Raw genomic sequence first — 12,893 nt, 5'->3', positions numbered from 1 at the left:
AGTAAAGGGGATGTTTTTCAAAGGCCCCTAAAGGTGATTACATATGCCTAAAATATTCCGAACGAGTACACGCGAATCAACCATATTATCGAAAATCGAATCTGCAAAAGAATACGCCCGCCGAAAGGCGATAGCTGGCGTGAGAGATTGTGATGAACCGCTTTCCAATGCCATCGCCATGAAACTTGTTGAAAGCAATCTGGTGGAAACCACCAGCAAAGACGCCCTTGAGGAAGAAATTTTAAAGTGCCTCGGGAGGCTAACCCGTGCTGAAGACTTTGACATTGATTATCAAACTGCACCTTTTCGGAGCATTGTGCTCCAGCCACATGTCGTCAGTCTTTACGTAACCGCTTTTGTAATCGAAACCCTTATTAACCATAAAGTTGTTGTCGATATCTACGGTTCAGACGAAGAAATATACCGCTGTATAAATCAGCAAGTCACTAAATTCCTGCCGTAACAATGCGCCCTTCCTTCTATCCCAAGCTGGTGAACGGACCTTTTGACGACCCCGGTCTGTTCGTGCCCTTTTTGCTCGAAAAACGCGCTGTCATGTTCGATTTGGGCGACATTCACGCTCTTTCGCCGCGGGATATCCACAAGATAAGCCATATCTTTATTACCCATACCCATATGGACCATTTTATCGGCTTTGACCGGCTGCTGCGCCTGTTCCTCGGCCGAGATCAATCGATCTATATGTACGGTCCGGAAGGCTTTATACAAAACGTTGAGGGCAAACTGGCCGGGTATTCCTGGAACCTGGCCAAGCATTATAGCTATCGATTCAGCTTACAGGTCAGCGAGGTTCACCCCGACCACTTGATAACAAAAGAGTACCTGTGCCACAACAGATTTCTCCCGGCCCAAAAGGATATCAAGCAACCTTTTGACGGTATGCTGCACCAGGAAGCCGGCCTGTCTGTTTGTGCCGAATTGCTGGACCACGATATCCCCTGCCTCGGCTTTAGACTCCAGGAAGGCTTTCACATCAACATTATGAAAGAGAGTGTTGCCCGGCTTGGACTTGAAACCGGTCCCTGGTTGAATGCATTCAAACAGGCCCTGTTCAACAGTCAGGACCCGCATTCAGAATTTGAAGTCAAATGTGGGAAAAACCTTTCAATACAAAAACGATTTGTCATGGGTGAGCTTGCTGAACAGATTGCCCTTATTACCCCGGGGCAGATAGTAGCGTATATCGCGGATGTTGCTTACAGCAAATCGAATGTGGAAAAGATTGTCAGGCTTGCCAAGGATGCGGACCACCTCTTTATTGAAGCCGCTTTTCTGGAAGAGGACCGGGATATTGCCGGGGAAAAAGGTCATCTTACCGCCTGGCAGGCCGGCCGCATCGCCGGCCTGGCCCGGGCAAAACAATTCACCCCTTTCCATTTCTCTCCCAGATACACCGGCCGGGAGCACCTTTTGGAAAAAGAGGCCCGCCAGGCCTATGAAAAAGAAATAAAAAAATCGCTGCCTAATACCTAAATTGCCACCAAGGCACAAAGACACAAAGAAAGAGTGTGGATTATCAACCTTAATGATTCAGTTTTATTGGTTCCATTGGTTTGGTTGGTTAACAAATAAAACTAATTAAACCAATAAAACCAATCGGACAATTTAAATTAGTACTATAATCTTCGTGCCTTGGTGTCTTCGTGGCAAAAAAACAAGTTTTGCTATAAAATATACAACTTTTAAGAATAGAACGCCTTAATCTTTTCCACCACATAGATTTGCTGATCATCTGACATCTCGGGATATACAGGCAGGGCCAGGGTGTGGCCGGCGGCGTGTTCGGCTGCCGGGAAGTCCCCTTTTCTGTAATTCAGTTCTGCAAAGCATTCCTGTAGATGCAGAGGGAGCGGATAGTATACCTCCGTGCCGATGCCGGCAGCATTTAAAAACCCGCGCAGCTCGTCTCTTTTGGCCTTGACGCCGATGACAAACTGATTATATACGTGGCGGTCTTGGCTTTCAGCCGGAATCCGGACGACATCATCAAGTCGGGCCAAAGTAAATAATTCTTTGTATTTGCGTGCGTTTTCCCGGCGGACTTCAGTCCAGTCGTCAAGAAATTTCAACTTTACGCAAATAACGGCTGCCTGCAGTGCGTCCAGCCTGAAATTTCCGCCTATGAGCGAATGGTAATATTTAGGGCCGGAACCATGCACCCGCAGCGTGCGCACTTTATCGTAAAATTCGTCTGTATTTGTTGTGACAGCCCCTCCATCACCAAAAGCGCCCAGATTTTTGGAAGGAAAAAATGAAAAGCAGCCGAAATTACCCATGGAGCCTGCCCGCCGCCCTCTGTATTCCGCCCCGATGGCCTGGGCGGCATCCTCTATAACCACAAGATTGTTTTCAGCGGCAACCTTTAAAATGGGGTCCATGGCCGCACACTGACCATAGAGATGGACCGGAATAACGGCTTTAAGACTTGCCCGCTCCGTGCTGGTCATAGCAGATAAGACACTTTCTAAATGTTCGCAAGAGATATTATAAGTATCAGGATCAATATCGACAAAAACCGGTCTGGCCCCTGTTCGGGTTATGGACCCGGCTGTTGCAAAAAAAGTGTAGGGTGTTGTAATAACCGCGTCTCCCGGTCCGATTTCAACGGCCATCAGTGCAATCAGAAGCGCATCAGTTCCGGATGAAACCCCCACGGCGTGCTTTGAAGAGCAATACGCCGCAATCTCCTTTTCCAGCCTCTCAACCTGGGGGCCAAGGATAAAATACTGGCTCTCAAAGACTTCACCCGTTGCCTTCAGGATCTCTGCCCTGATGGTTTGGTACTGAGCTTTCAAGTCGAGTAAAGGTACTTGCATTTGTGCTTCTTCCACAAAAGAATTTCTAAATTACTGCCTGCTTTTTATCAGCCTGTTCGAGTTGTGTCTTCCGGAAGATGTGGCCGGGCTGCAAACAGTTTCAACGGCATTATAGCCGATCAGTCCATTAACCTCCCGGGTCAGGGCCCGCCCCGCCCTTAATTTCAGGGTATCCGATAAAGCGATAATCGTTTCTGTCTTTCCGGGACTCAGCAGGTGAACATACCCCCGGCATGATCCCGGATGTCTTTGAAATATTTTATGCAATTGAATCAACGAGGCCTTATCCGTATTGCTGATGTCAAGATTGAAATGAATGCTTGCGCTCCAGGTCTCTTCGGCTTTTTTTATGGGTATGATTATATCTGCCAAAATTTTTAGCGAGTTTTCATCCTTTTGCAGCTGCCCCTGAACGATAATAGGATTATCATCGACAAGCAAATCATAAACTTTTACATATACTGAAGAAAAAACCACAACTTCAACCGAGCCGCGCAGATCCTCAATGGCCACAAAAGCCATCAAAGCGCCCTTTTTGGTCTTTATTGTTTTGGTATTTCTGACCAGGGCGCCGATTCTGACAATTTCTCCGTCATTGCGTTCCTGCAGTCCCACAGAGTCGGTATTGGCGAATTTTTCCAGTATATCCTCATATCTGGACAATGGGTGCCCGCTAATATAAAAACCCAGAGATTCTTTCTCAGACGCCAACATCTGTTTTTCATCCCATTCTTCGATTACCGGTACCGACGGCAAGTTGATAACCGGCCGGCTGCCCTCCATGTCGAACAATCCCATCTGTGGGTCCGACCGCTCCCTCTGGAGCCTCTGCCCATATTCGAGACTCTCTTCCAAAGACGCCGTCATCCGGCTGCGGTACTGCCCGGTGGAATCAAAGGCACCGCATTTAATAAGGCTTTCGACAACACGCTTGTTCACTTTTTTCAGATCAACACGATCGCAAAATTCAAACAATGAGTTGAATTTTCCATCTTTTCTGGCCTCAATAATGCCGTCAATGGCACTTGCGCCGACGTTTTTAACAGCCACAAGTCCGAATCTTATTTTTGAACCGGAAACGGTAAATTCCTTACCGCTTTCATTGATATCCGGCGGAAGGACTTCAATGCCCTGACTGCGACATTCGGCTATATATTTGACGACGCCGTCAATGGAATGCATTTCACTGGTAAGCAGTGACGCCATGAACTCCACGGGAAAATGTACTTTAAGAAAGGCGGTCTGGTATGCAATCAGCGCATAGGCGGCGCTATGAGACTTGTTGAACCCGTACCCCCCGAACTTTTCCATGAGATAAAAGATTTTCCCGGCTTTGTCAGATGGTATGCCGTTGGCTGTGGCACCCTGCATAAAGCGCTCTCTGTGCTCGGCCATTATCTTTGGAATTTTCTTTCCCATGGCCTTTCTCAAATCGTCGGCTTCAGCCATGGAATAATCTGCCAGGTCACCGGCAATGTTCATAACCTGTTCCTGGTAAACAATAACGCCGTATGTTTCTTTAAGAATCGATTCTAATTGGGGTACAATATATTCGACCGCTCTTTTACCATGCTTTCTTTCCACAAAATCATCCACCATACCACTGTCAAGGGGGCCGGGACGATATAGAGCAACAAGCGCGATAATATCATCGAAGGTTTCCGGTCTGAGCCTGACAAGCAGGTCTTTCATGCCGCTGCTTTCAAGCTGGAAAACACCGGTAGTATTACCGGCTGCAAGCAGACTGTATGTGTCAAGATCATTTAAATCGAGGCTTAAAAGGTCGGGCGGGCTGCCGCCCTGTTCGGCAATAAGCGCAAGGGTACCCGCAATAACCGTCAGGTTGCGAAGGCCCAGAAAATCAAATTTCACCAGCCCTATCTTCTCGACACATTTCATGTCGAACTGGGTCACAACCTCACCCTTTTTGCCTTTGTAAAGCGGGAGATATTCCACCAGCGGCCGGTCGGCGATGACAACACCGGCTGCATGGGTTGAGGCATGCCGCGGGAGCCCTTCGAGAACACGGCAGATGTTTATCAAATCGGCAATTTCAGGTTTCTCCCGCACCAGATCTTTAAGTCGCGATTCCTGCTGAAGAGCTTCATCAAGGCTGATATTTAATACATCCGGAATCATCTTGGCAATGGCATCCACCTCAAAAAGCGGAATATCCAAAGCCCGGCCTACGTCACGAATTACGGCCCGGGTCTTGAGTTTTCCGAAAGTGATGATCTGCGCAACGAAATCATTGCCACCGTATTTATCTACCACGTACTTAAAGACTTCTTCCCTTCCGTTTATGCAAAAATCAACATCAATATCCGGCATGCTTTTGCGAGCCGGATTGAGAAAACGCTCGAAAATCAGGCCATGCTCCAGGGGATCCAGATCTGTAATTCCAAGCGAATAGGCCACAAGACTCCCAGCCGCCGACCCCCGGCCGGGTCCCACGGGAATGTTATGATCTTTGGCATAGCGTATAAAATCGGCCACAATCAGAAAGTAACTGGCAAAATCCATGGAATTGATGAGGGCAACCTCATTTTCGATACGTTCGATATAAGGTTTTTCGTCAAAATCGGCATTCTTGGCCTTCATACGCTGCAGTCTGCTTTCCAGCCCTTGCCGAACACTGGCTTCAAAAAGTTCAGCCAGGGTCTGTTCCGAAGAAGTTTCAAATTTGGGAAAACAATAATTATCAAAATCGAATTCAAGATGGCAGCGTTTGGCAATATCCACGGTGTTTTCAAGGGCACCCGGATAGTTCTTAAAAGCGGCATGCATCTCGGTTTTTGATTTAAAATAAAGCTGGTCGGTTCTAAACTTTAAGCGTTGCGTGTCGTCAACGGTCTTGCCGGTCTGGATACACAAAAGTACATCATGGGCCCGAACATCTTCCTTGTTGAGGTAATGGCAATCATTGCAGGCAACCAACGGAATGGAAAGTCTTTTGCTCATATCCAACAGCGCCTGATTCACTTCTTCCTGAACTGCGATACCGTTGTTTTGAACTTCAAGAAAAAAATTGCCTTCACCAAAGATATTAAGATAAAAGCGTGCCGCTTCATCAGCCTGCTCTGGTTTGCCTTCTTGAACGAGCCTGGGAATTTCGCCGTGCAGACAGGCCGACAGACCGATAAGACCGGTGCTGTGCTGCTTTAGAACATCTTTATCTATGCGGGGTCTGTAGTAAAATCCCTGGAGTTGGGCTATGGTGGCCAGCCGGCACAGATTGCGGTACCCCTCCTGATTTTCAGCCAGAATAATCAGGTGGGTCAAGCCTTTATTGTCCTGCGGGGTTCGATCTGAGATACTGCGAGGCGCCACATAGCATTCGCACCCTATGATCGGTTTTATTCCGGCTCCGTGGGCTTTTTGATAAAACTCCAGGGTGCCAAACATGGTGCCGTGATCGGTAATAGCCACAGCTTCCATACCAAAATCACGGGCTCGTTTTAAAAGAGGGCCTATCCGCAAAGCACCGTCCAGGAGGCTGTACTCGGTATGAACATGCAGATGAACAAAATCGGAGGGCGTATCTGGCATTGTTATATTTACAATTTTTTAAAAGAATAGCCACAAAGGCACCAAGACACAAAGAACAACTGTTTATTATAATTTAACTTCGTGTCTTGGTGTCTTGGTGGCGAAAATATTTTGCCGGAATTGGGCAAAAGGGGGCGTTTTTCAAAGGTCTCATTATGAAGTCGAAACTTCCAGGCGGTAGTTGGGGGCCTCTTTAGTAATGATTACGTCGTGAACATGGCTTTCGCGCATACCGGCAGTGCTGATTTTCACGAAGCGGGCCTTTTCCTTGAGTTCTTCCAGAGTGCGGCACCCCACATAGCCCATACCGGACTTTAATCCTCCAACAAGTTGGAAGATATTATCGGAAAGACTGCCCCGGTAAGGAACGCGCCCAACAATACCCTCCGGGACCAGTTTGTCGCCTTCAAAATCATCAGCCTGATAGTATCTGTCCTTGCTACCCTTTTGCATGGCTTCAATGGAGCCCATGCCCCGATAGACTTTGTAGCTGCGGCCCTGGTAAATAACCAACTCACCCGGGCTTTCCTCGGTTCCGGCGAAAAGTCCGCCGATCATTACAACATGAGCGCCGGCCCCGATAGCTTTGGTAATATCACCTGAAAATTTGATGCCGCCGTCGGCAATTAAAGGAACTCCTGTTTTGCTGGAGACAGGTCTGCAACTCAGTATTGCGGTTACCTGGGGTACACCGATACCTGCTACAATACGGGTGGTACAGATTGATCCTGGTCCGATGCCGATTTTTACACCATCGACGCCTGCTTTAATAAGGTCTTCAGCCCCTTTGGCCGTACCTACATTGCCGGCAATCAGTTCAAAATCTTTAAAAGTGCTTTTTAATCTTTTAACTGCTTCAATAACGTTTTTGGAATGACCGTGAGAAGTATCGATTAAAATAACATCCGCTCCGGCCTTCAAAAGTTCTTCCGTGCGCTGCTCCATATCGGCGCCGACACCCACAGCGGCACCGACTCTGAGCCTGCCCATCTCGTCCTTGCATGCATTCGGATATTTTTTTATCTTTTCAATGTCTTTGATGGTTATCATGCCTATCAACCGCTCATTTTTGTCGACCACCAGAAGCTTCTCTATCCGGTGTTTATGCAGCAGCATTTTGGAATCTTCCAGCGTAATTCCTTCAGAAACCGTAACCAGGTTATCCTTGGTCATAACCTCGGAAACACTCTTTTCAAGGTCAGTTTCAAATCGCAGATCCCGGTTTGTGACAATACCCGCCAGTTGCTCGCCTTGGGTAACCGGAACTCCTGAAATACGATACTTCTCCATCAGCTTCAGCACTTCATAAACCTGCTGATCCGGGTGAATTGTTACAGGATCAACAATCATGCCGCTTTCAGATTTTTTAACTTTGTCAACCTCAACTGCCTGACTTTGGACACTCATATTCCGGTGTATAAAACCGACGCCGCCTTCACGAGCCAGGCTGATGCATGTGCGTGATTCTGTAACGGTGTCCATCGCGGCGCTGACAATGGGAATGTTCAGGGTAATGTTTTTTGTTAATCGGGTAGTGGTATTAACATCGCTTGGTAATACGTCTGAATACCCCGGAATCAATAAAACATCGTCAAAGGAATAAGCTTCTTCAGGCAGTATTTTTAGCATAAAGCCCTCCATCAAAGGTCTCATTGCTTGTTGATATTAGATTAATATTTCAGATAGATCTTTTATGAAAAATGCGTGTTTTGAACTCGAATAACAAAAGGGCTTAGCTTTAGCAATCTTTATTTGTCTCCTTGACATTCAAAGTGTACTCGTAATATTTTAAATTCGAAAAAATTGATTTTTCATAGGGTAAAAAATTGCCATGCTGATTGAAATCAACACCAAGAACCCCCAGCAACGACTCATCACACAGGTGGTTGACGTTATTAAAAGAGGGGGTATCATCGCCTATCCAACCGACACTTACTATGGAATTGGTTGCGATATAATGAACAAAAAGGCTATCGAGAAGATATATCTCTTAAAGCAGCGCGATAAAATTAAGCCTTTCAGCTTTCTATGTTCAGACCTCAAAAACATCAGCCATTACGCCAAAGTTTCAAACTATGCTTATAAAACCATGAAGCGGCTTTTGCCGGGCCCCTATACTTTTGTGCTGGAAGGTTCCAAGCTGGTCCCCAAAATCATGCTTACCAAGCGCAAAACCGCCGGGATACGGGTGCCGGACAACTCGATTTGTCTTGAACTGGTTAAAGTGCTGGGAAATCCGATTATTAGCACCAGCGCCTCCATGCCCGATGGTACTCTTTTTTTTGACCCCTCTCTGATTCATGATTATTTTCAATTCAGAATTGATATTGTCATTGATGGTGGACCTGTTCCCGGATATCCTTCAAGTGTTATATCACTGATTAATGACATACCCGAAGTCATCCGCGAAGGTAGAGGCGATGTCGGCATTTTCATTTAAAAGGGGATATCGGTTTTTGCCTTTCTGCGGCCTGTTCCGCAGAGCGGGGGAAAGGCAAAAAAATCCTGAAAATCCTGCCTGTCCCGTAGGTAGGAACTATCGTACTGGGATAGATCCTGTCTAAATAAAAAAAACGCTCGCGAAAAGGAGCGCCGTGCTGAATGTGAGTCTGCTCCGGATAAAGATCCGGTCTGGTTTATTAAGGGTTTATGCGGGACGGTATATATACTGCGCCGACAAAAAGGGGTGAAAGATGCGGTTAAAAAACTCTGTTGTGGATAATCCCGACAGGTATTTTAAAAAGGAGAACTTTTTTTCCCGGGCATAAACCGTGGAAATCTTTCCTTTGATTCCGCCCAGGCGGCCGGCCCATTCGATGGCATCTTCAAGATTCCCGAGACGATCAACCAGCCCCAAATCTTTGGACTCTTCTCCTGTAAAAATACGGCCATCAGCCAGAGATTCAACTTTGTCCTGATCCATTTTGCGACCTGCAACAATATCCATAATAAATTGTCTGTGAATTTTTCTGGCAAAATCCTGGAGAATAGTCCTCTCTTTGGCCGTCATCTCCCGGACCGGTGAGCCTATATCCTTGAATTCCCCACTTTTTACTACAATAGGCACCAATCCTATTTTTTGAAGCAGCTCCTGATAATTTGTAAATCCCATAATAACGCCAATGCTGCCCGTTATCGTGCCGGGGTTGGCAACAATCCCGTCGGTGCCGGCAGCAACATAATATCCGCCGGAGGCTGCAATGGCACCCATGGAAGCGATTACTTTCTTTTTGCTTGAAGTTTTTCTAATCTCCCTGAAAATCTCCTGTGAAGGCCCCACGGCGCCTCCCGGGGAATCGATCCGAATGACGATCGCCTTAATAGAATTATCCTCCCGAAAGCGCTTCAGGTTTTGGATAACATTTTTAGAATCAGTAATGATTCCGATGACCTCAATAATACCGACTTTGTCTCCAAATTCAAAATCAGCGGTCCGGGTACCCACTACAAACAGCAGAGCCATTACTATCATTGCAACCGCTACGATAGATGTGAAGGTAAGAAGAAAAAAAAGATATGGGTGTCTGCGAGAGAACATTTTGATACTCGGTTACTATTCTCCGTTTAATTTTTCTTGAAGATTCTCTCTCAAGATTTCTCCAAAAGTTGAAGTCGTGGGCCTTATATTGTTTACATAGTCACTCAGTAAGTTCTGCTCGTCCTCCATTTCAAGTCTTTTAATTGAAAGGCCGATCCGTCTTTCATCGCTGTTGATATTCATAACCCTGGCGGTGATGACATCCCCAACGTTGAATTTGCCAACAGGGGTTTTAATTTTTTCTTTGCTGATTTCAGACACATGCACTAACCCCTCGATGCCCTCTTCCAGTTCTACAAAAACTCCAAAATCGGTAAGGTTGGTAACCGTACCGGTTATTTCTTTGCCAACTTCATAGCGCTCAGCTACAGTTGTCCAGGGATCTGTCTGCAACTGCTTTATCCCCAACGAGAACCTTTCATGCTCTTTTTCAATATCAAGAACTACAGCCTGTATAACTTCACCTTTCTTGAATATCTCAGAGGGATGTTTTATGCGCTTTGTCCAGGAAATATCTGAAATATGTACAAGACCGTCAATACCTTCGTCGATACCGATAAAAAGACCGAAATCGGTTATGTTTTTGATTTTTCCTTCTATGGTCGTACCAACCGGATATTTTTCGCTGATGACATCCCACGGATTTGGAACCACCTGCTTCATGCCCAGAGATATGCGTCTGTTTTCAGGCTTGATGTCAAGGACGACAGCCTCAACCTCCTCTCCCACGGAGACTACTTTGGAAGGATGCCGAACCTTGCGAGTCCATGACATTTCCGAAACATGAATCAATCCCTCGATCCCCTCTTCCAACTCTATAAAGGCACCATAGTCCGTAAGGCTGACAACCTTCCCTCTTACGCGGGTGCTCAGCGGATATTTCTCAGTAGCGGTTGACCAGGGATCCTCTGTCAGCTGCTTCATGCCCAATGAGACTCTCTCCCTTTCAACATCAAGATTAAGAACCTTTACGGTTATCTCGTCGCCGACTGCAAAGAGTTCCGAAGGGTGTTTTACCCGTCCCCATGAAATGTCGGTAATATGCAGCAGACCGTCCACTCCGCCAAGATCAACAAAGACACCGTACTCTGTAATATTTTTGACAATGCCCTCAACAAGTTTTCCCTCATGAATAGCAGCTAATGTCTCGGCTCGTTGGCTTTCGCGTTCCTGTTCAAGGATAGCCCTTCTGGATAAAACGATATTGCTGCGTTTTCGATTATATTTTAATATTTTAAAAGAAAACGTTTCGCCAACCATATCATCAAGATTGCGAATCGGCCGCAAGTCTGCCTGGGAACCCGGCAAGAAGGCCTGAACCCCTATATCTACTGAAAATCCACCTTTGACACGATTTACAATAACGCCCTCGACCACTCCGTCTTCATCATACGATTTCTTGATCTCTTCCCATACTCTAACCTTGGTGGCTTTTTCCTTTGAAAGGACGACGCGCTCTTCTTCTTCATCCCACCATTCAACCATAACATCTACAGGGTCACCGACTTCGGCATTTAAGTTGCCATCTTCATCTTTGAATTCATTTATTCGGATCTGACCCTCTGATTTATACCCTATATCAACCAGGACATGATCCTTGTCCACCGAAATGATCTTACCGGTAACAACCTCCCCTTCCGCAAAACGCTTAAAGCTTTCCTCGTACATGTCCATTAAGTCTTCCATGTTACCAGGAGAGTCTTTAGCCTCTTTCGTGCTGTCAGGAGTTGTCTCAACCTTTTCTGAAGTATCAACTGTTTCCTGATTTTTTTCCGCAATATCAACTGCCGCTTGAGGTTCTTCGATATCGTTCGTTGTCGCTTGAACCTCCTCTTCAGTGTCAGACACAGTTTGGACTTCCTCTAAGTCATCGGCCGTTTCCTGGACTTCATCTGTCTTTGCACTCAGGTCCTGGACTGCTTCCGATGCTAAGTCATCAGCCGTTTCTTGGACTTCATCTGTCTTTGCACTCAGGTCCTGGACTGCTTCCGATGCTAAGTCATCAGCCGTTTCTTGGACTTCATCTGTCTTTGCACTCAGGTCCTGGACTGCTTCCGATGACACATTATCAACAGATGTATCTGTATCAATCTCTTCTATTGACTGCATATCAACAGCGTCTGATTTTGTCTGAACAGGCTCCTCAGAAGATTGTTTTTGCTCTAACTCTTTAGTTGAATCGTTTTTTTCAAGATTATCCATTAAACAAAATACCCCCTAACCATTTTTTTTTATACTATCCTCTGCCTGCGGCAGCATAACCGATCTTGATATCAGACTCATTTTGAAAAAACAATGATTATTTTTACAATGCCTCAATCTTAGACAACATCAACTTGACAACCGTTTTGACAGAAAGTTCAGTAGAATCTATTCTTATCGCATCCTTGGCAGGTTTCAAGGGTGCCAAATCTCTGGTGCTGTCATTTTTATCCCGCCTGGCCATATCCCTCTCAACTTCCTCCAAGGTCTGTTGGGTTTTGCCTGCCAACTCCCGGTATCGCCTGAGAGACCTTGTTTTATGAGATGCATCCAGGTAAAACTTTATATCAGCATCCGGGAACACCACCGTACCCATATCTCGCCCTTCGAAAACAACGCCTTTTTCCTGTCCCATTTCCCTTTGCAAGTCCAAAAGATACCCTCTGACTACCGGTCTGGCGGAAACCGCCGAAGCAAACATGGTTATTTCGGGTGTACGGATTTTATCCGTAATATCCGCATCATTCAATAATAGGCGCAAACCTTGTTCGCCTGTTACAAATTTTATTTTCAGGGTGCGGCACAGTTTTTCAAGGCCCTTATCATCGTCCGAGTTTAATTCTGCTGATATTGCCGCTAACGCGACCCCCCTGTACAGCGCACCGGTATCGATATATTTATGAGCCAGACGATGGGCCAGCATCCGGCTTACGGTTGTTTTGCCTGCACTGGCAGGCCCGTCTATTGTAACAAGAAGACGCCTCATA

At 46.2% G+C, this 12,893-nt stretch carries 9 protein-coding genes; 3 read left to right on the top strand and 6 right to left on the bottom strand.

Annotated features, from left to right (window positions below; genetic code table 11):
• The first annotated feature begins 43 nt into the window (after positions 1-43).
• Together V3S16_RS03930 and V3S16_RS03925 are read left to right on the top strand one after the other, a co-directional pair.
• Complete coding sequence (locus V3S16_RS03930; protein WP_413883373.1) at positions 44-463, top strand: hypothetical protein; 420 nt, start codon at positions 44-46, stop codon at positions 461-463.
• 2 nt (positions 464-465) lie between these two features.
• Positions 466-1,494 carry a ribonuclease Z gene (locus tag V3S16_RS03925; RefSeq protein WP_413883372.1) on the top strand — a complete coding sequence of 343 codons (1,029 nt, stop codon included), beginning with the start codon at positions 466-468 and terminating at the stop codon, positions 1,492-1,494.
• A 209-nt stretch (positions 1,495-1,703) separates the two neighbouring features.
• On the opposite strand, the gene V3S16_RS03920 is transcribed toward V3S16_RS03925, so the two are convergent.
• The 3 genes from V3S16_RS03920 to guaB form a co-directional block, all read right to left on the bottom strand.
• A complete protein-coding gene (locus V3S16_RS03920) occupies positions 1,704-2,852 on the bottom strand; it encodes a DegT/DnrJ/EryC1/StrS family aminotransferase (protein WP_413883371.1) in 1,149 nt (382 codons plus the stop codon).
• Positions 2,853-2,867: 15 nt separating this feature from the next.
• The gene (locus V3S16_RS03915) at positions 2,868-6,386 is read right to left on the bottom strand and encodes a DNA polymerase III subunit alpha (RefSeq protein ID WP_413883370.1); all 3,519 of its coding nucleotides are present in this window, start codon (positions 6,384-6,386) and stop codon (positions 2,868-2,870) included.
• A gap of 153 nt (positions 6,387-6,539) precedes the next feature.
• A complete protein-coding gene (gene guaB / locus V3S16_RS03910; protein ID WP_413883369.1) occupies positions 6,540-8,015 on the bottom strand; it encodes an IMP dehydrogenase in 1,476 nt (491 codons plus the stop codon).
• A 202-nt stretch (positions 8,016-8,217) separates the two neighbouring features.
• Here guaB and V3S16_RS03905 point away from each other — a divergent pair, with 202 nt between their 5' ends.
• Positions 8,218-8,826: an L-threonylcarbamoyladenylate synthase gene (locus V3S16_RS03905; protein WP_413883368.1), complete on the top strand. Its 609-nt coding sequence runs from the start codon at positions 8,218-8,220 to the stop codon at positions 8,824-8,826.
• Between the two features lie 207 nt (positions 8,827-9,033).
• On the opposite strand, the gene sppA is transcribed toward V3S16_RS03905, so the two are convergent.
• The 3 genes from sppA to cmk form a co-directional block, all read right to left on the bottom strand.
• A complete protein-coding gene (gene sppA, locus V3S16_RS03900) occupies positions 9,034-9,858 on the bottom strand; it encodes a signal peptide peptidase SppA (RefSeq protein ID WP_413883367.1) in 825 nt (274 codons plus the stop codon).
• Between the two features lie 81 nt (positions 9,859-9,939).
• Positions 9,940-12,126 carry a 30S ribosomal protein S1 gene (locus V3S16_RS03895; protein ID WP_413883366.1) on the bottom strand — a complete coding sequence of 729 codons (2,187 nt, stop codon included), beginning with the start codon at positions 12,124-12,126 and terminating at the stop codon, positions 9,940-9,942.
• 103 nt (positions 12,127-12,229) lie between these two features.
• On the bottom strand, positions 12,230-12,892 hold the full coding sequence (cmk, locus tag V3S16_RS03890) for a (d)CMP kinase (RefSeq protein WP_413883365.1): 663 nt from the start codon (positions 12,890-12,892) through the stop codon (positions 12,230-12,232).
• Between the last annotated feature and the right edge of the window lies 1 nt (position 12,893).

Source organism: Candidatus Desulfatibia sp. (assembly GCF_036446775.1).
Classification (GTDB): Bacteria; Desulfobacterota; Desulfobacteria; order Desulfobacterales; family UBA11574; genus Desulfatibia_A.
The sequence above is the reverse complement of the archived record's forward strand: the minus strand, read 5'-3'. Positions and strand labels throughout refer to the sequence as shown.

Coding starts and splice junctions, on each gene's coding strand:
- V3S16_RS03915 (WP_413883370.1), bottom strand. CDS start 6,386: ATGCCAGATACGCCCTCCGATTTTGTTCATCTGCATGTTCATACCGAG.
- V3S16_RS03905 (WP_413883368.1), top strand. CDS start 8,218: ATGCTGATTGAAATCAACACCAAGAACCCCCAGCAACGACTCATCACA.
- V3S16_RS03925 (WP_413883372.1), top strand. CDS start 466: ATGCGCCCTTCCTTCTATCCCAAGCTGGTGAACGGACCTTTTGACGAC.
- sppA (WP_413883367.1), bottom strand. CDS start 9,858: ATGATAGTAATGGCTCTGCTGTTTGTAGTGGGTACCCGGACCGCTGAT.
- guaB (WP_413883369.1), bottom strand. CDS start 8,015: ATGCTAAAAATACTGCCTGAAGAAGCTTATTCCTTTGACGATGTTTTA.
- V3S16_RS03895 (WP_413883366.1), bottom strand. CDS start 12,126: ATGGATAATCTTGAAAAAAACGATTCAACTAAAGAGTTAGAGCAAAAA.
- V3S16_RS03930 (WP_413883373.1), top strand. CDS start 44: ATGCCTAAAATATTCCGAACGAGTACACGCGAATCAACCATATTATCG.
- cmk (WP_413883365.1), bottom strand. CDS start 12,892: ATGAGGCGTCTTCTTGTTACAATAGACGGGCCTGCCAGTGCAGGCAAA.